The following is an 18,019-nucleotide window of genomic DNA, read 5'->3' on the forward strand; positions in this document are numbered from 1 at the left end:
TGAATCAAGAATACTATTTTTGATTTTAATATCGTGCCTATTGGAAAACATTGCCAATAGGTTTTTTTGTATCAAGCTATTCAAAATTCCCTTATCAACACATAAATTTTTAAGTTTTGATATTGTGTAAAATTACGATGAATAAATGTTATTTTGAGTTGTTAAAAATAGTTTCGTCTATTCGTAAAAAACATATTTACTCCCAGGAAGCACTGTGCTATTATCCTTGTATAAACATTATAATGTTATAAACTAAGGAGGCAATTATGAAAGGGTTTGTGGAATTTATTGAACAGAAGTTGATGCCGATTGCAAATAAAGTGGGGATGCAACGGCACATGGTAGCGATTCGTAAGGGGATCATCGCTACGTTACCATTAACGATCGTTGGGTCTTTTTTCACGATCTTACTGAATTTTCCCATCGAATCAGTCGCTGCGGTGATCGAACCGTATCGGGAAGTTTTGGATATTCCCTTTCGTTATACAGTCGGATTATTGGCATTATATGCAACGTATGGGATTGCTTCATCGCTAGCCAAAAGCTATAAGCTGGATTCATTGACTGCGGGTATCTTAGCAACGATGTCCTTTCTTGTAACCGCTGCACCACCGTTGCGAGTCTTTGATTCTGTGGAAGGCATCATTGATGCGGGACGTTATATCAATGTGGCAAATTTAGGGTCAGGCTCTTTGTTTGGCGCGATCGTCACGGCGATCTTGTCCGTTGAAATCTATCGTTTCTTTATCGTAAAAAACATTACCATCAAAATGCCAGATGGTGTGCCACCAGAAGTGACGAATTCATTTATGGCGTTGATTCCTGGAGGAGCGATCCTGATTTTGTTCTGGGTGATCCGTCATATGTTAGGCTTTGATATCAATGGCTTTTTAAGTAACTTGTTGATGCCGTTAAAAGACGTGCTAGCTGGTAACAGCTTGTTTGGTGGCTTATTGACTGTCTTCTTGATCTGTTTCTTCTGGGTACTGGGGATTCATGGACCAGCCATCATGGGTCCTGTCATTCGTCCATTCTGGGATATTTCCATTGCCGAAAACATGGAAGCGTTCCAAGCATCTGGCAATGCGCATGAATTGCCTAATATTTTTACGGAACAATTTTTACAATGGTTCGTCTGGATCGGTGGAGCCGGTACGACCTTAGCGTTGGTCGTTTTGTTCTTCTTCTCCAAATCAAAATACTTGAAACAATTGGGCCGTTTATCCATCTTGCCAGGCTTATTCAATATCAATGAACCAGTGATTTTCGGTGCACCGATCGTAATGAACCCAATCTTAGGCATTCCGTTCTTGGTGGCACCATTGATTACGACAACGATTTCTTACTTCGCGACCATTACGGGTGTCGTACCGATGATGGCTGCCAGACTTGGTTTTGCCATTCCAGCACCAATCGCCGCCTGGATGAGTACGGACTGGAGTATCGCAGCAGCGATTTTAGTGATCGTCAACTTCTTTATTACACTCGCAATCTACTACCCATTCTTTAAAGTCTTTGAGAAACAGCAGATTGCCCGCGAACAAGAAGAAGAAACTGCCGCTTAAGCAAGACAAAAAAGAGTGAGGTGCAAACATGGGGATTTATGCCATTTGTTTATTTTTTGGTTGTCAAATTTGGTTAACAAAATCAGCACAAGGGAAAAAAATTCAAGAAGTGCCGTTTTGGCGGATGCTTTTGTTCGGGATTCTTGGCGTTGCTGCAGCGATCCTACTGAGCCGTCAGTTTCCGTGGGGACCATTTTTGACGATAACGGCGACGATTGTTTGCAGTTCGCTTTTACTGACACGTTTTACTGCTTTTTATGAAGAAATGAGGATGAGATAAGTTGAAAAGACAACTAGGAGTATCGGTGTATCCCGATCACAGTGATTTTGAAACAGACAAAGCCTATCTGCAATTAGCCCATGATTATGGCTTTAGCCGCATTTTTATGAGTATGCTGGAAGTGAGTGACGGCAAAGAAAACGTGCAGAAAAAGTTTAAAGCGTTGATTGATTTTGCCAAAGGATTAGGCTATGAAACGATTTTAGACGTGGCACCAGCCATCTTTTCGGAACTAGGCATCTCCTATGATGACTTGACCTTTTTCCATGAACTAGGTGCCGATGGGATTCGTTTAGATTTAGGCTTTGACGGCAATAAAGAAGCGATGTTGACCTACAATCCCTTTGGCTTAGCTGTTGAATTGAATATGAGCAATGATGTGGCGTATTTAGACAATATTTTGACCTATCAAGCCAACATTCCTTACTTATACGGCTGCCACAATTTCTATCCGCAAGAAGGGACTGCCTTGCCCTATGATTTCTTTGAAAAATGCAGTCGTCGTTTCAAGGAAAAAGGCATTCGAACCGCCGCATTTATCTCTTCTCAAACGGGAACGATCGGACCTTGGGATATCAATGATGGCTTACCGACCTTAGAAATGCACCGGAAAATGCCTGTAGAAACTGCCGCAAAGCATTTGTTTGCCACAGGCCTGATCGACGATGTCATTATCGGAAATGCTTATGCTTCTGAAGCAGAATTGGCAGCGCTAGGAGCGATTGATCGCTACCAGACCGCATTTGCTATTGAATTTGTGCCTGAAATCAATGAAGTTGAACGCCAAATCGCCCTGGACGAGCAGCATTACCGTCGAGGCGACATCACCGATCGGATGATCCGTTCCACAGAAGTTCGTAAAAAGTATAAGAACCATGACAATCCTGTCCATGACCACGAAGGCGTCTTTCAACGAGGGGACGTTGTGATCGGCAACGATCGTTTTGGCAAGTACAAAAACGAGCTGCAAGTCGTGCTGGAGCCTCACTCAGACCCACGAAAAAATAAAATCGGTTCGATCGTCGAACAAGAGTTAGTTCTGCTGCCCTTTATCCATCCTTGGTCGAAATTCACTTTCACAGAGAGGAAGGTGTAACGAAATGTTTGATATGATTATTCGTCAAGCCCGCACGATCGATGAAGAAGTATTTGATATTGGGATTCAAGACGGCAAAATCACTGCTCTGGCACCCACATTGCAGGAGCAGGCGAAACAAGAGCTGACCTTAGCAGAAGGGGAGTTCTTGTCAGCTGGTTGGATCGATGACCATGTCCATTGTTTCGAGGAAATGACGCTCTATTATGATTATCCAGACGAGATCGGTGTCAAACAAGGCGTCACGACCGTTATTGATGCGGGGACGACGGGCGCTGAAAATATCCATCGGTTTTATGATTTAGCCAAAGAAGCCAAAACCAATGTCTTTGCTTTAGTCAACATTTCCAAATGGGGGATCGTAGAGCAGGATGAACTTGCGGATCTGTCAAAAGTCAAAAAAGAATTGGTCAAAGAAGCACTGCAGAAGTTTCCTGACTTTATCGTCGGGATCAAAGCCCGAATGAGCAAAACGGTGATCGGCGAAAATGGCATCACGCCGTTGAAATTAGCGAAAACGATCCAAGCTGAAAATCAACCGCTGCCTTTGATGGTCCATATTGGTTCAGCACCACCGAATTTAGCAGAGATTCTCGCTGAATTGGAAACAGGCGATGTGGTAACCCATTGCTTTAACGGCAAAGCCAATGGGATTTTGGATCAGACAAACCAAACCATCAAGCCTTTCGTCTTTGCTGCCTATGAAAAAGGCTTGGTCTTCGATATTGGTCATGGGACAGACAGTTTCAATTTTGACGTGGCGGAGACAGCATTTGCCAATCAGCTGAAGGCTTCTTCCATTAGTACAGATATCTACATTCGCAATCGTACTAATGGACCAGTCTTTGATTTAGCGACGACTATGGAAAAATTAGCGGTCGTAGGGTATGATTGGCGTGAGATCATCGAGAAGGTGACCAGTGCCCCTGCGAAGCAATTTCATTTACAGAACAAAGGCGAGATCGCATTGGGATATGATGCTGATTTTACGATTTTCCGCTTTGAAGCGGGCGAAAAGGAATTGACGGATTCTAACGGCAATCGCCGAATCACGACACAACAGATCGTGCCGCAAAAAGCGGTGATAGGAGGGGAACTTTTTGACACTGAATATTGAAGAATTAGGCTTGAAAGAAGTCATCAATGCTTCTGGCAAAATGACGATTCTAGGTGTCTCGAAAGTCAGCGAAAGTGTGCTTGCAGCCCAGCGCTACGGCGGGGAGCATTTCTTTGAAATGGCAGATCTAGCAGAAAAAACCGGAGCCTATTTAGCAGAATTGTTGAAAACGGAAGATGCACAGATCGTTTCTTCCGCTTCAGCGGGGATCGCCCAATCAGTGGCGGCACTCATCGGTCAAGGCGACAGCTATCATTTGTATCATCCATATAGTGAGAAAATCAGTAAGCGGGAGATCATTTTGCCCAAAGGCCACAACGTAGATTATGGCACACCAGTGGAAGTGATGGTGACACAAGGTGGTGGGAAGGTAGTAGAAGCAGGCTATGCCAATATGTGTACACCCGAGCACATTGAACAGATGATCACACCCGAAACGGCGGCGATCCTCTACATAAAGAGTCATCACACCGTTCAAAAAAGTATGCTGACGGTAGCAGAAACGGCTCAAGTTGCCAAGGCACACGATCTTCCATTGATCGTTGATGCGGCTGCTGAGGAAGATTTGTTTGCCTATACCCAAGCTGGTGCTGATTTAGTGATCTATTCAGGTGCCAAAGCATTTTCAGGACCGAGTGCTGGCTTAGTGATCGGCAAGCAGCCCTATGTCTCTTGGGTGCGCCTGCAATCCAAAGGGATAGGTCGAGCAATGAAAATCGGTAAAGACAATATTCTCGGATTTACCCAAGCCGTGACGGATTATCTAGCGGAGGGAACAGAATCTGGCGCTTCGATGCAAGAGCGTCTGCAACCATTTATTGCGGCAATCAATGAAATCACTGGTTTCGAAGCAAAAATCGTTCAAGACAGCGCTGGCAGAGACATTTATCGGGCGAGTGTTAAAGTGAAAGAACCAAGTGCCAAAGCAGTGATCGACGCGCTAAAAGCAGGAGAACCAGCGATTTATACCCGTGAGTACCAAGCCAATAACGGCATTATTGAATTTGATATCCGAGCAGTCAATGAACAAGAAATGGCAGTGATCACTGATCGCTTACAAGAAATTATGTTAGGAGCAACCCAAAAATGAAAACTTCACCCAATTATTTCGCTGACCGTGTCTGTCTAAATGTGTTAGCAAACTCCATCGACAATGCGAAAGCTTGTTACGAAGCAGCAGAGGGCAACATCGTCCTAGGTGTTTTATCAAAAAACTATGATAGTGACGAGGCGGCTATCGCTGACATGAAGAACTATCAAGTGGCAACAAATAATGCCCTTTCTGTAGGGCTTGGTGCTGGCGACCCCAATCAAAGTGAAATGGTCTCCCGAATTTCCGCTGTTCTTCAACCACAGCATGTTAACCAAGTGTTCACGGGAGCGGGGACCTCACGAGCTTTGCTAGGACAATCTGAAACGATCGTCAATGCCCTTGTTTCACCAACGGGAAAAGTCGGCTATGTCAATATTGCGACTGGTCCATTGAGTTCACAAACTCCAGCTGCAGAAGTCCCAGTTGAAACAGCGATCGCTTTATTAAAAGACATGGGCGCTAGTTCTATCAAGTATTTTCCAATGAAAGGGTTGGCTCATAAAGCAGAATATCAAGCGGTAGCCGAGGCTTGTGCCGCGAATGATTTTTATTTGGAACCGACCGGCGGTATCGATTTAGAAAACTTTGAAGAAATCTTGCAGATCGCTGTTGATGCAGGCGTGAAAAAAATCATTCCGCATATTTACAGCTCGATCATCGATGGAGAAACAGGGGACACACGCCCTGGAGATGTACAGACATTAGCAGAAATGACGAAAAAGGTGTTGGCAGCAGCCAAATAGGGGGGATCAATGATGCGGATCGGTGCTTACGGTGAGGTAATGATGCGGTTGACGCCACCAGAATATCGAACATTGGAACAAACCCACTCTTTGCGGATGGATTTTACAGGAACAGGGGTCAATCTGTTAGGCAATTTGGCGCATTTCGGCTTGACGACGTCGATGCTGACGCAGGTGCCAGCCAACCGATTAGGAGATACGGCAAAAGCCAGCTTGCGTTCCTATGGGATTCAAACGGCATTTGTTGGCAAAAAATATAGTCATATCGGCAGTTATTTCGCCGAGATCGGCTACGGCGCTCGTCCGACCTATGTGACGTATCAAAATCGCCATCATAGTTCCTTTGGCGTTTCAGGTCCAGAAGAATATGCTATCGATGGATTTTTAGAAACGGTCGATCTCATTCATATTTGCGGGATCTCTCTTAGTTTGACTGAGAAAACCTGGCAAACAGCTTTGGCTTTGGCGAAACAGGCCCATGCCAAGCAGATTCGCGTCTGCTTTGATTTCAACTTCCGTCCAAGCTTGAATGAAGAATTAAATCGGGAGGTACTGAAACGACGGTATGAAACGATCCTACCCTATTGTGACCTAGTTTTCGGCTCTGTCCGTGACTTGGAGGAGCTATTGGCTTATCCCTTAGAGGAAACCGAAGGCGCCGAGCTTGCGTTGATCCAATCCTTTATTGACCAGTATCAACTAGAATGGTTCTGCGGGACACGGCGTCTAGCCGTGGAAGACAAGCAGTTTATCAGTGGAAGGATCATTACGGCACAAGATACCTATGAAACGGCACCGCAGCTGCTGCAAGTGTTGGATCGGATCGGGGCAGGGGATGCCTATGCTGCTGGCGTATTATTAGGCTATGCCGAAAAATGGTCGCTCCAACGCACCGCTGATTTTGCTATCACGAATGCAGTTTTGGCTCATACGATGCTGGGAGATGTCCCCTTAACGACCAAAGAACAAGTTGAACAAGTCTTACGGGCACCTGGGAAAGACTTGATTCGCTAGAAAAAACACTTGCGTCCTTCTCTTGATGGATGACTGTGCAAAAGTAGACCAATCGGCTGCTTGTGCGCAATCATTCACCGCTTTTAGGAGAAGGACGCAAGTGTTTTTATTGTTTTAAAAAGGTTTCTACTTTTTTCTCAGGGATCACCCACAACAATAGCACGAGACTATCCAGTGTGATGATAAATAGGGGATGGATCAGCCAGCCGAGGAGCAATGCCAGCACGTTGATAAACAACGTAAAGTAGAGTTTCTTGTATCCGCGAAACAGTTCCACGATGGCTTGATTGTCAGGATTGGCACGAACCAAGGATTTTCCAACTAGGAAATAGCTGAAATCCGTCAATAAAATGACAGCTCCGTATAGCAGCTGTGGAGCAAGAGCGACTGGATAACGACTGACCCATGACGTTACAAAAGGAAAGAGGGTCAGTGCCAGAATCAACAAATGATTCGCCCACAAGGTCCAACCGTCGATTTTAGACACTACTTGAAATAGATGATGGTGATTGTTCCAGTAGATCGCTAACATCACAAAGCTGATCAAATAAATAATAAATTGCTGTTCCACTCCTAAAAAAGAAGCAAAGGTATCGCCTTCGGGCTGGTGCAATTCCAATACTAATAAGGTCATTACGATCGCAATGACCGCATCCGTAAAGGCTTCGATTCGATTTTTTGACATGTACATCCATCCTTTTAAGTTTCTGTTTACTGGATCAGTGTACGCGATTGTCAGAAATTCGTCGAATGATTATTCTCGGGACAAAAGCCAACGTTCCAGCTATTTCGCAATTGGCCCATTGCCTAGTGCTCCGAATAAAAACAAATCGATCGCTTCTGGCATCTTGTCTTCTTTTTCTGGTGAGTCCAAATGAGCCGCCATCAGTACTAACAATTGACTGGTGACAAATTCTGGGTCGACATCCGAACGGAGATTGGAATCACTGCGACGAAACAAGTCAAGAAACGGTTCTTTGTAATTTTTCCGCCAAAGCAAGTACAGTTTTTTAGAAGTGTCCTCAGATACGGTATGCTGAATGTCGTGCATCATCATATAAAAATTGATCCGATGCCGACTTCTTAAAAAAAGAAACATGTTCAAGATTTTTTCAGAGATCGTCAAGGAAGTATCTTCAACGGTCTGATTTAGCTTTCCAGAAACCTCTTGTGCCAAAGAGACCATCACTTCATAATAGATGGCTTCTTTGCCTTTGAAGTGATAATAAAGATTGGGTTGGGTGATGCCGACGGCTTCTGCGATCTGTCTAGTAGAAGTTGCTTGATACCCCTGCTGCATAAACAGGTTCTCTGCGACTCGTAATATTTTTTCTCGCAAGTTCAAAGTCAGCCCTCCCAACGTTCCTGACGAAGCATTTTTTTCGCGGTAAACAAAAGTTGGATTTTCCGTTGTTTCGGTACCGCTGTTTTTTCAGCAAATACTTGATAGTTGTTTTTGCGAATCACAGTCAAGATTTCCCGATAGATCAAAGCAGCTGATAATAGAGCTTCACGGCAATCTTCATCGATTTGCGGCATCATGACAAAAGATTCTTGATAAAGCGTCTCTGCCAGTTGCGCCTCGTGTTCCCACATCTCGATAAACTGCGGGTTTTGATTGCCAGCTGCTAAAGCCTCTCGCGAAAGGTTGTATTGCGCCAAGACCGTTTGCGGCAAATAGATGCGGCCCATCCGCAGATCCTCGCCAATATCACGTAAAATATTGGTGCGCTGCATCGCTTCACCCAATTTGATTGCGGGCTCTTGAATCGCAGCGGCTGCTTGCGAGAGAATCGGCAAGAGCATCAGACCTACACTGCCAGCTACGTAGTAACTATAGTCAGAAAGCTCTTTTTCAGAGGTGGGCTGCTGGAAGTCAAGGTCTTGTTTTTGCCCCACCAATAGGTCGAAAAAGGGTTGAAATTGCAGATCAAACTGTTGGAAAGAAAGGGTCAATGCCCGCCAAATGGCTTCATCAGGATCTTCTTCCTTGACGGCTTGCGGCAAGTCGATCGCATCGTCTGATACTTGTTTTTGCATTTCTTCCAAGCGTTTTTTCATGGCTTCGATCAACAATGGTTCTTGCTTTTCATCGACGGCATCATCGGCACGTCGGCAAAAGGCGTAGACGGCATAGACGGCGCGGGCTTTGTCTTTTGGCAATTGAGAAAAGGCGGTATGAAAATTTTTCGAATGCTTTTTTATGATGGCCTCACAGTATAAAAAATCGTTGTCGTATTCATCAAAGACGCTTAATGATTTAACGGTCATCTTTTAACAACTCCTCCACAGCTAACTTGGCACTTTGCATCACGATTGGCACACCCGCTCCTGGATGCGTACTGCTGCCGCAGAAGTATAGGCCTTCTGCATAATCAAATTTATTATGGGGACGATAGTAATTACTTTGGGCTAAGGTCGGTTTCAAGCCAAATGTCGCACCGTTGTAGGCATTGAACCGATCATTGAACGTATCTGGCGTATACATTTTTTCATACACGATGTGTTCATCGATATCCGTAAAGATCGTTTTTTCTTTTAATAATCCAATGATCTGCTGGCGGTAGCTTTGGATCGTTTCATCCGTCCATTGATCAAATTTAGATAATTCAGGTACTGGGACTAAAACATAAAGACCTTCTTGACCATCAGGTGCTAAGGAAGCATCTTTCAGGGTTGGGCGATACAAGTAGAAGGAAGGATCTTCTGGCAGCTTGCCAGCCTCGAAAAGATCGTCTACATTGCGTTTGAAATCATTGGCAAAATAAATGCTGTGGAGTGCGCTATCCTCATATTTTTTGTCCAGACCTAAATAAAGCAAGAAACAAGAACAAGAGTAATCCATCGAAGCGATTTTTTGATTGGTGTATTTGCCACGTTTTGATTCATCAGGAATCAAGCTTTCCATGGCATAAGGAAAATCAGCCGCACAAATCACGGCATCTGCGGTGATCGTTTCTCCATTGACACGAACGCCTTTGGTTTGCTTGTTTTCGATCAATAATTCATCGATCGGCGTATTGTAATGGATCGTACCGCCTAATTCTTGGAACAAACGTGCCATACCAGTGGCTAACGTATACATGCCGCCTTTGATGAAATAGACCCCATACATCAACTCGATCATAGGGATGATCGTATAAAGGGACGGCCCTTGGTAAGGGGAGACACCGATATACAAGGTTTGAAACGCCAATGATTTACGCAGGCGATCATCTTTGACAAATTTAGAAATGGAAGAGTAGGCGTCACTAAACGTTCGCAGCTTTAACCCTGCCCATAATGATTTGGGATTGTAAAAATCTCGCCATGTCCGAAACGACTTGGTGATGAAGGACTCTTTGGCGATCACATAGCGTTTGTAAATATCTGCTAAAAAGGCAAAATAGCCTTGAGCATCTTCTTCTGAGATCGCTTCTAGCGTTTTGGTCAATTCTACTAAGTCATTTGAGAAGGTCAGCGGTTCGTCTTGGGCAAAATACAGCTGCAGCATCGGATCGACTTTCTCCATAGGAATATAGTCATTCGGATCAACGCCAGCATATTCAAACACTTCACGATAAATTTCAGGCATCATCACGATGGTGGGGCCCACATCAAAGGTAAAGCCGTTTTCCTTGATCTGATTCATTTTGCCCCCAGGTTGACCTTCTTTTTCGTAGAGGGTGACGTCATAGCCAAGTTTTTGCAAACGGACAGCAGCAGCTAATCCTGACACGCCCGCACCGACAACAATAATTTTTTTCATGCTTGCTCCTTCTGCGAATCATCTGATTCGGCTTCTTTTTTCGTGTGTTCTTTTTCTTCTAAAACGCCATCTTTCATGACGAGAACCCGATCACAATAATCTGTTAAACGGGTATCATGGGTCACCATAATGGTGGCTTTTTGTTTTTCTTTGGTTTCTTTTGCTAAGATTTTGACGACTTCGACGGCTTTTTTTGAATCAAGACTCGCCGTTGGTTCATCTGCCAATATGATGGTGGGATCATGATAGAGCGCTCGGGCAATAGCCACACGCTGTCTTTCACCACCAGAAAGTTCATCGGGGTATTTGTTCTGCAGCTTTTCGATCCCAAGTTGTTCAAACAATTCAGTTGCTGATTGCTCTTGGGTTTCTTTGCTGACCTTATCCACTAATTGGAGTTGCTTTTTGACCGTCAAAAAAGGGACAAGGTTGGAAGCTTGTAAAATAAAGCCGATCTTTTTGAAACGAGTTTTTGCCCGTTGCTTTTCTTTTTGTTTACTGAAGGGTTCGTCATTGATAAACACTTCGCCTTCAGAGGGGGCTTGCAGACCACCGGCGATCGTTAGAAAGGTACTTTTCCCAGAGCCAGAAGGACCGATGATGGCGACAAATTCGCCTTTTTCTACCGAAAAGTTGGTTTCTTTCAAGGCTTCAATTGTCGCGTCCCCATCTTTAAATGATTTTTTGACTTGTTTGAATTCAATGGCACTCATGTTTTTTCCTCCTATCCGATTGCTTTCAATGGGTCGATTTTTACAATCGTTCGCACCGAGAAGAAAGCACCTAGCATCGCGATCAGAATCATCATGACACTGATACTAGCAAAGAATAATAGATTGATTTGGAATGGCACTGCCGCAGGTAACACGAGGGCGGTACCGATCGTTGCCAAACCACCGATCAAAACACCCGAGGTTGCCAATAAGAACGTTTGGGCGATCACCGAAAAAGCAATGTAGCGGCTAGAGATCCCTTGAGCTTTCATGACACCAAAAATTTCTGATTTTTGCATCGTTAGCACATAGATAAAAATACCGATAACGATGGCAGCGATCACGATCAAGAACCCGATCATAAAGCCAAAGGTCAGCACTTGTGCGTTGTAACCAGGCAATTCATTAATAAATTTGCTGATATCCGTAGCGACCAGATCATCTGGCACTTCTTTGATTTTGCCGCGAGTCACGATCGCGTTGATACGGGCATTTTCAGAATCATCTTCTTTTTCAAAACGAATTTCTTGATAAGCACCGATCGAGGTGTAGAGGACCGGAGCGACACTGAAGCGGGCGTTATCTGTAAAACCGACGATTTTCAATTTTTTGTCACTGCCTGCTAATTTGATGGTGTCACCAATGGAAATCCCGTATTCTTCCTCAATACTGCTGTCGGCGACCGCTTCATCATCTGAAGCAAACATCTCGCCATCGGTAATATTGGGTGCTAAAAATTGATCTGGATCAATGCCGAAAAAGGTGACATCGACTTTTTCACCGTTGTCTTCTTTGGTCACAACTCCAGCGGTTTGCGCCAAAACTGCTTTTTCTGGTGCATCGACTTCATCATAAAGACTGCGAGGAAGCATCGACATGTTTAAATTATCATTTGCTTCTTCGGTCAACAAAATTTGATCTGCCTCCCATTTGTCGACCGCCATCCGATTATCTTGAGCCAACCCATAAGCTAACCCAGTTAAAAAAAAGACCAAATAGGCGATTAAAAACATGACCCCTGTGACTAGGGCGTAACGCAATTTGGAATGGCGTATTTCATTGATTGCCAAAAACATAACGATTCCTCCTAATATTTTATCACTTGATAAAATAAAAATACCATTTTTTTTATTTTCAGCAAACTATCTTGCTTACAAAGAGTAAATTCGGTGAAAAAAGGAAGGTTATTTAGAAGGGGCGTCTGTTGGTTGAAGAAAACCACTTGCTGCCCTTTGATTTGAATAGGCGCGTAGGAGCAGCGAAGGGGCGGGGGATTTTAGTGGAGAAAGAACGTTTAGAATAACAGTAAAAGCCCTCTGATTCAGTGCAGACACAACTGCGGCGCTGAATCAGAGGGTTCCTATTTGAAGTCTGGTGCTGGATCAAAGTGTCAATCGTCAGTTTCTTTGCTTGTAGCGATAACTAACGGCACGATTTTTTCAAAGGAGTGACGGAAGCTTTCAGGTTGTGCTAATTTTTGATAGATGATCGCCAAACCGTCTTGGTTTTTGCGATAATCCAACCAAACCTTCAGCTCACTTTGAGGACCGTATTTCTTTGAAATGTACTGATACGCTTCATGATGCAATTGTTCTAAATCTGTCAGCTGCTTTTTCTCATAAGCAAAAAGCAAGGTACGCTTGAGGATTCGCTCAAAATTTAAGTCGCGATCGGCTTCGGAAATAATTTTGCCATAAAGCGAGCGAGGCTCATAGGGCAGCGAGGCGCGATGATCTTCTACAGCTTCGCCGATCATTGAAATGACTGGAGGAGAGAAAAAGCGTGGCAACACAGCATCTTGTTCAACGATCTTGCGGGAATTGCTTTCGTGGTTTTTGCGGCCATAGAGCAAGCCGATATCATGGTAGGCAGCTATCGTATAGACGATATTCAGGTCAACGGGCAATGTTTCAGCAATTTCAAAACTATTTTGGATCACTTGGTGGACGTGCGCTGGGGAGTGACTGCTATCCAATTGGTTGTATTGCGGGATGATGGAGCTTTCAATATAGTGCTTTAGTTGTGGATCAATCGGTGCATCAATCTTCATTTGTCTGGTTCTCCTGCCTTTCATGTGCTAGATGAGGGGGAATTGAGCCAGTGCCAAACCGATCAATTGTTTCTAGACCTAGCGGCTGACGACAAAAGCCAAAGGGCTGTCCATCAATGGTGATTTGCTGCTTGAGCCACGGAAGGTAACTGATGGTATTGGTTGGATCGCCAGCAGCTGCTTGTTCCATATTCTGCCATTCATTCGACGTAGAAATCGTTGCATCACCTTTCAATAAGCCCTGCCAAATCACCTGGATCTCCTTGGGACAAAGGTTTCCTGCCATTGATGACAGCCCGTTAAACCCTAGTGCGACCTTTTCCGCCAAGTCCGCTTCACCACCAGCATAAAAACGAAAATCGGCAGCCGTCTTTGTTTTTAGTTGAGGCACTCGCTCCTTCCTGCCAGCTTCTTTTAAGCCGATCACCCGAGGGTCAGCGATCAAGGTCAAGATACTTTCTGCAGATAAATCAAAGCCCGTGCGGCGGGGATTGTTGTATAAAATAACTGGTTTTTCGCAAGTATGGATCAATCCCTGAGCATAGAGCACGGCTTCCTTTTGCGTCAGGCAAAGATAAGGGGGAAAGCCTAAAACCACACCATCGATTCGGGGATTTTTGCTGACTGCTTCTGCCAACGCGAGCGTTTCATGAAATACGATGCCAGCTAAACCGAAGAGGACTTCGAAATCGGCTGCCCAGCTGGTTTCTTGCGCTAAGGCATGTAGAAGCTGTTTTTTTTCTGTTAAGGTCAATGAGTGCTGTTCACCGGTGGAGCCGCACACCAAAACCGATTTGATCCCTTGCTTTTGCAGTTGCAAGATATGAGCGATCGTCCTTTTCGTGTCAAGTCTTTCTGCATGATCAAATGCTGTGGGGACGGCAACATGCAGTGAGTGATTCAATGAAGTCATCCGATTCATCCTTTCTTGTGATACGTTTAGCCAGCGATGTTCTTCTTGCTTCTGGTGCAAGCCAAGGAAGACGAAACAACTGATTATCCACTAAGTGTAGCAAACTTCTCGTTTCAGCAAAAGGCTTAGCAAAATATTTTTAAAACGGTGGTTGCGTTTTCAAATAAAGCATGGTATTATGCAAGTAATAAAACAGGCATGTGACTGGTAATGCAGGCAGGACCTATAAAAAACATGGAAGGGATCGTTGGATTCCGTTCAATGTTTTTGTAGGTGCTGCCTGCTTTTTTCTTTGTTTGGCCAACAAAGGAAAACTAATTAAAGGAGAAGAAAATTATGAATGTAAAAGAAACGGCAACTGCCATCGTTGAGTTGATTGGCGGAAAAGAAAATATCGCGCATTTGGAACATTGCTCCACACGCTTGCGCTTTACCTTAAAAGACAATAGCCTCGTACAAAAAGATGCCTTGGAAAAAGTCGATGGCGTGATTGGGGTGCGACAAAATGTCCAATGCCAAGTCATCATCGGCAATGATGTCGTCGAAGTGTATGATGAGGTGATGAACGTGTTAGGTCATGAGCTAACAGCGGATGGAGGAAGTGAAGGCAAACAAAAACAATCGTGGGGTGCTGTCCTGCTTGATTTTATTATCTCGATTTTTCAACCGTTGATTCCAGCGGTCGCTGGTGGGGGCGTCTTGAAATCCTTACTGCTACTTGCTTCTGTCACTGGATTGATGGACAATACCAGCCAAACGTATCAAATTTTGAATCTGATCGGTGGCGCACCATTGTATTTCTTACCGATTTTAGTGGCGATCACCACGGCAAATAAATTAAAGGTCAACCAATTGGTGGCGGTTTCCGCTGTCGGTGCCTTGATTTTGCCTGAACTAACAACACTATTGACAGATGGCGCAGCGTTCATGGGCTTCGGTTTACAAAATATCGCTTATGCGTCACAAGTATTTCCAGCCATTTTAACGGTTTTATTTTACGCTCAAATTGAAAAGCTGTTTACCCGAATCTCACCAAAACCGATCCGTATCTTCTTTGTTCCGATGATGAGCTTAATTATTACGGTTCCAGTTGCTTTATTGATTTTAGGCCCATTAGGCTTTGAAGTCGGAACGATTTTTTCAGCAGCGATCATTTGGCTGTATGCCCATTTAGGTTGGGTGGCAACAGGGATCTTAGCCGCTGTTTTACCATTGATGGTGGTTACCGGTATGCACAAAGCTATGATTCCTTATGCTGTTTCGTCCATGAGTGAGATGGGGGCAGAGCTGTTATACTTGCCTGCCTCATTGGCACATAACATTGCAGAAGCTGGTGCTTGTTTTGCGGTGAGTGTTCGGACCAAAGACCAAAAACTTCGTTCAACCGCTGTTTCTGCAGGCATCTCCGCCCTTTTTGGCATCACCGAGCCTGCTTTGTATGGGGTGACGATCCTGCATAAACGAGTCCTTTACGGCGTAATGGCTTCCAGCCTAGTTGGTGGTGCGGTGGCTGGTTTGTTTGCCATCAAGGCCTTCGCATTAGTTGGCCCTGGTCTAGCAAGTATCACTATGTTCGTGGATGAAGCCAACCCGATGAATCTTGTGTGGGCATTGGTCACGTTAGGGGTATCCTTTGCTGTTTCTTTTGTCCTTGTCCTTTTCTTATTCAAAGACAAAGTGGTAGAAAATAAGACGACGGTTGCCGATCCCAAAGCCGAAGTATTGAGCAAACCAGTAGATGGGCAAGTGGTAGCTTTATCTGAAGTCAACGATGAAGTCTTTTCAAGCGGCATGATCGGAGAAGGGTTCGGGATCATTCCGACGTCTGGCGAATTGATCGCACCTGAAGATGGCGAGATCACGATGTTGTTTGAAACCAACCATGCGATCGGGTTAAAAACCCGCAATGGCGCAGAATTGCTCTTTCATATCGGCTTGGATACCGTTCAACTAGAAGGCAAACACTTTACCCCTTACGTAAAAGCGGGGGATCAAGTGAAACAAGGGCAACCGCTGATCCAATTCGATCTAGATGCCATCAAAGCAGCTGGTTTTGATCCAATCGTGATCTGTGTGGTCACCAATCAAGAAAGCTTTACGGTCAAAACGATCGAATCAACCGATGAGCAAAGCGACCAAGGTGTCTTATCGATCGCACCACTCGTCTAAACCAATGAGCAATGCAACAAAAACAATGTAAAAGGGGATTGAAAAAATGACTGAAACAACTTTTCCAAATGACTTCTTATGGGGTGGCGCTATCGCCGCAAATCAAGTAGAAGGAGGATGGAATCTTGGCGGCAAAGGCTTGTCGGTGGCGGATGTGGCGACCTACAAACCTCATGTCGATAACAAAGATTATGCGGCGCACATGAGCGTGACCGTAGAAGCCGTCAAAGAAGCGATGGCAGATCTAACAGATACCATCTATCCAAAACGGCGAGGAATCGATTTCTATCACCGCTATTCAGAAGATTTGGCTTTGTTTGCGGAGATGGGTTTTAAAGTGTTGCGATTGTCGATTGCGTGGACCCGTTTGTTCCCAACCGGGGAAGAAACGACACCCAATCAAGAAGGGATCGCTTTTTACCGCAATGTCTTTCAAGAAATGCAGCGCTTGGGGATCAAACCGATCGTAACGTTGTCTCACTATGAAATGCCGCTAGCCCTTAGCTTGAAGTACAATGGCTGGGTGGAACGTAAAGTAATCGATGACTTTGTCCGCTTTGCAACCGTCTGTTTCGAAGAATTTGGGGAGTATGTGGAATATTGGCTGACCTTTAACGAAATCGACAGTATCCATCGTCATCCCTTTACAACAGCAGGTCTCATTCCTGAGCAATCAGAAGCTGGTAAGGAAGAGCAAGACGTATATCAAGCCCTCCATCACCAATTTGTGGCCAGCTCATTAGTGACAAAAATCGCCCATGAAATAAATCCCGACAACAAAGTCGGCTGTATGATCACGAAGTTGATGACGTATCCATTGACTTGTGACCCATTGGATGTTGAATTAACTTTAAAGAAAAACTTGGAAAATGATTTTTATGCGGACGTTCAAGTCAAAGGTGCTTATCCGCGAATGATTGAAAAAGATCTCGAAAAACGGGGCATCAAGATTGAAATGGCACCAGAAGACCGCCAAATCTTAAAAGATCACACCGTTGATTTTCTTTCTTTCAGTTATTATATGTCTATGGCTGAATCAGGCGACCCACATGCGGAACGGACACCGGGCAATACGGTTTTAGGGGTAAAAAATCCCAAGCTGCCGTCAACTGAATGGGGCTGGCAGATCGATCCTAAAGGCTTGAAAATCTCCTTGCTTTCATTGTATGATCGGTATCAAGTGCCATTGATGATCGTTGAAAATGGTATGGGTGCCGTGGATGTCCTTGAAGACGGTCAAGTGCATGATCCGTATCGGGTCGATTATTTCAAGGCACACTTCAAACAAATGAAGGAAGCCATCGATGAAGGAGTCGATTTGATTGGTTATACTTCATGGGCACCGATCGATCTGGTCAGTGCGGGGACGTCACAAGTGACGAAACGCTACGGCTTCATTTATGTGGATGCCGATGATGAAGGAAACGGCAGTTATGACCGTTTGAAAAAAGATTCCTTCGATTGGTACAAAGAAGTGATCGCTACCAATGGCGCAAGTTTGGCAGAATAAACAGTGAG

General features: G+C 44.5%; 17 protein-coding genes. 9 read left to right on the forward strand and 8 right to left on the reverse strand.

All coding sequences use genetic code 11. The annotated features are described in order from the left end of the window. Window positions 1–266 precede the first annotated feature (266 nt). Genes IGI82_RS06800 through IGI82_RS06830 form a run of 7 tightly spaced genes read left to right on the forward strand, consistent with a single transcriptional unit; the run spans window position 267 to window position 6,908 of the window. Complete coding sequence (locus tag IGI82_RS06800) at window positions 267–1,565, forward strand: PTS sugar transporter subunit IIC (protein WP_005225702.1); 1,299 nt, start codon at window positions 267–269, stop codon at window positions 1,563–1,565. Between the two features lie 28 nt (window positions 1,566–1,593). Next, entirely contained in the window at window positions 1,594–1,845 is a 252-nt protein-coding gene (locus tag IGI82_RS06805; RefSeq protein ID WP_005225703.1) for a hypothetical protein, read from the forward strand. 1 nt (window position 1,846) lies between these two features. Then, window positions 1,847–2,941: a DUF871 domain-containing protein gene (locus IGI82_RS06810; RefSeq protein ID WP_034695473.1), complete on the forward strand. Its 1,095-nt coding sequence runs from the start codon at window positions 1,847–1,849 to the stop codon at window positions 2,939–2,941. A 4-nt stretch (window positions 2,942–2,945) separates the two neighbouring features. After that, entirely contained in the window at window positions 2,946–4,058 is a 1,113-nt protein-coding gene (locus tag IGI82_RS06815; protein ID WP_087627287.1) for an amidohydrolase/deacetylase family metallohydrolase, read from the forward strand. Next, window positions 4,042–5,148 carry a DgaE family pyridoxal phosphate-dependent ammonia lyase gene (locus tag IGI82_RS06820; protein ID WP_010747946.1) on the forward strand — a complete coding sequence of 369 codons (1,107 nt, stop codon included), beginning with the start codon at window positions 4,042–4,044 and terminating at the stop codon, window positions 5,146–5,148. Before IGI82_RS06815 ends, IGI82_RS06820 begins: the two co-directional genes overlap by 17 nt. After that, window positions 5,145–5,894 (forward strand): 2-dehydro-3-deoxy-phosphogluconate aldolase, encoded by a 750-nt coding sequence (dagF, locus tag IGI82_RS06825; protein ID WP_074931736.1) that lies wholly within the window; start codon window positions 5,145–5,147, stop codon window positions 5,892–5,894. Before IGI82_RS06820 ends, dagF begins: the two co-directional genes overlap by 4 nt. A 9-nt stretch (window positions 5,895–5,903) precedes the next feature. Continuing rightward, on the forward strand, window positions 5,904–6,908 hold the full coding sequence (locus IGI82_RS06830; protein WP_438841945.1) for a sugar kinase: 1,005 nt from the start codon (window positions 5,904–5,906) through the stop codon (window positions 6,906–6,908). A 106-nt stretch (window positions 6,909–7,014) separates the two neighbouring features. Here the strand turns inward: IGI82_RS06830 and IGI82_RS06835 are convergent, their stop codons facing one another. The 8 genes from IGI82_RS06835 to IGI82_RS06870 form a co-directional block, all read right to left on the reverse strand. Beyond that, window positions 7,015–7,593 carry a TMEM175 family protein gene (locus IGI82_RS06835; RefSeq protein WP_010747949.1) on the reverse strand — a complete coding sequence of 193 codons (579 nt, stop codon included), beginning with the start codon at window positions 7,591–7,593 and terminating at the stop codon, window positions 7,015–7,017. A gap of 99 nt (window positions 7,594–7,692) precedes the next feature. Beyond that, window positions 7,693–8,253 carry a TetR/AcrR family transcriptional regulator gene (locus tag IGI82_RS06840; protein ID WP_010747950.1) on the reverse strand — a complete coding sequence of 187 codons (561 nt, stop codon included), beginning with the start codon at window positions 8,251–8,253 and terminating at the stop codon, window positions 7,693–7,695. 2 nt (window positions 8,254–8,255) lie between these two features. After that, window positions 8,256–9,179 carry a phytoene/squalene synthase family protein gene (locus IGI82_RS06845; RefSeq protein ID WP_413153425.1) on the reverse strand — a complete coding sequence of 308 codons (924 nt, stop codon included), beginning with the start codon at window positions 9,177–9,179 and terminating at the stop codon, window positions 8,256–8,258. Beyond that, complete coding sequence (locus tag IGI82_RS06850; RefSeq protein ID WP_438841946.1) at window positions 9,169–10,656, reverse strand: phytoene desaturase family protein; 1,488 nt, start codon at window positions 10,654–10,656, stop codon at window positions 9,169–9,171. Before IGI82_RS06850 ends, IGI82_RS06845 begins: the two co-directional genes overlap by 11 nt. Next, complete coding sequence (locus tag IGI82_RS06855; RefSeq protein WP_005225713.1) at window positions 10,653–11,369, reverse strand: ABC transporter ATP-binding protein; 717 nt, start codon at window positions 11,367–11,369, stop codon at window positions 10,653–10,655. Before IGI82_RS06855 ends, IGI82_RS06850 begins: the two co-directional genes overlap by 4 nt. 11 nt (window positions 11,370–11,380) lie before the next feature. Continuing rightward, window positions 11,381–12,445 carry an ABC transporter permease gene (locus IGI82_RS06860; protein ID WP_005235249.1) on the reverse strand — a complete coding sequence of 355 codons (1,065 nt, stop codon included), beginning with the start codon at window positions 12,443–12,445 and terminating at the stop codon, window positions 11,381–11,383. A 314-nt stretch (window positions 12,446–12,759) separates the two neighbouring features. Further along, on the reverse strand, window positions 12,760–13,419 hold the full coding sequence (locus IGI82_RS06865; RefSeq protein WP_375852417.1) for an HD domain-containing protein: 660 nt from the start codon (window positions 13,417–13,419) through the stop codon (window positions 12,760–12,762). Continuing rightward, window positions 13,409–14,332, reverse strand: coding sequence for a dihydrodipicolinate synthase family protein (locus tag IGI82_RS06870; protein WP_438841947.1), 924 nt, complete (start codon window positions 14,330–14,332; stop codon window positions 13,409–13,411). The genes IGI82_RS06865 and IGI82_RS06870 overlap by 11 nt, the downstream gene beginning before the upstream one ends. A gap of 336 nt (window positions 14,333–14,668) precedes the next feature. Here IGI82_RS06870 and IGI82_RS06875 point away from each other — a divergent pair, with 336 nt between their 5' ends. Beyond that, on the forward strand, window positions 14,669–16,501 hold the full coding sequence (locus IGI82_RS06875; protein WP_438841948.1) for a beta-glucoside-specific PTS transporter subunit IIABC: 1,833 nt from the start codon (window positions 14,669–14,671) through the stop codon (window positions 16,499–16,501). Window positions 16,502–16,547: 46 nt separating this feature from the next. Beyond that, window positions 16,548–18,011 (forward strand): glycoside hydrolase family 1 protein, encoded by a 1,464-nt coding sequence (locus IGI82_RS06880; RefSeq protein WP_438841949.1) that lies wholly within the window; start codon window positions 16,548–16,550, stop codon window positions 18,009–18,011. Window positions 18,012–18,019: the final 8 nt, after the last annotated feature.

It is taken from the genome of Enterococcus sp. AZ067 (assembly GCF_051715005.1).
GTDB lineage: Bacteria > Bacillota > Bacilli > Lactobacillales > Enterococcaceae > Enterococcus_D > Enterococcus_D casseliflavus.

Excerpts from the sequence above, each read along its gene's own strand:
- IGI82_RS06800 (WP_005225702.1), top strand. The coding sequence starts at position 267 with ATGAAAGGGTTTGTGGAATTTATTGAACAGAAGTTGATGCCGATTGCA.
- IGI82_RS06805 (WP_005225703.1), top strand. The coding sequence starts at position 1,594 with ATGGGGATTTATGCCATTTGTTTATTTTTTGGTTGTCAAATTTGGTTA.
- IGI82_RS06815 (WP_087627287.1), top strand. The coding sequence starts at position 2,946 with ATGTTTGATATGATTATTCGTCAAGCCCGCACGATCGATGAAGAAGTA.
- dagF (WP_074931736.1), top strand. The coding sequence starts at position 5,145 with ATGAAAACTTCACCCAATTATTTCGCTGACCGTGTCTGTCTAAATGTG.
- IGI82_RS06830 (WP_438841945.1), top strand. The coding sequence starts at position 5,904 with ATGATGCGGATCGGTGCTTACGGTGAGGTAATGATGCGGTTGACGCCA.
- IGI82_RS06835 (WP_010747949.1), bottom strand. The coding sequence starts at position 7,593 with ATGTCAAAAAATCGAATCGAAGCCTTTACGGATGCGGTCATTGCGATC.
- IGI82_RS06845 (WP_413153425.1), bottom strand. The coding sequence starts at position 9,179 with ATGACCGTTAAATCATTAAGCGTCTTTGATGAATACGACAACGATTTT.
- IGI82_RS06850 (WP_438841946.1), bottom strand. The coding sequence starts at position 10,656 with ATGAAAAAAATTATTGTTGTCGGTGCGGGCGTGTCAGGATTAGCTGCT.
- IGI82_RS06855 (WP_005225713.1), bottom strand. The coding sequence starts at position 11,369 with ATGAGTGCCATTGAATTCAAACAAGTCAAAAAATCATTTAAAGATGGG.
- IGI82_RS06860 (WP_005235249.1), bottom strand. The coding sequence starts at position 12,445 with ATGTTTTTGGCAATCAATGAAATACGCCATTCCAAATTGCGTTACGCC.
- IGI82_RS06865 (WP_375852417.1), bottom strand. The coding sequence starts at position 13,419 with ATGAAGATTGATGCACCGATTGATCCACAACTAAAGCACTATATTGAA.
- IGI82_RS06870 (WP_438841947.1), bottom strand. The coding sequence starts at position 14,332 with ATGACTTCATTGAATCACTCACTGCATGTTGCCGTCCCCACAGCATTT.
- IGI82_RS06875 (WP_438841948.1), top strand. The coding sequence starts at position 14,669 with ATGAATGTAAAAGAAACGGCAACTGCCATCGTTGAGTTGATTGGCGGA.
- IGI82_RS06880 (WP_438841949.1), top strand. The coding sequence starts at position 16,548 with ATGACTGAAACAACTTTTCCAAATGACTTCTTATGGGGTGGCGCTATC.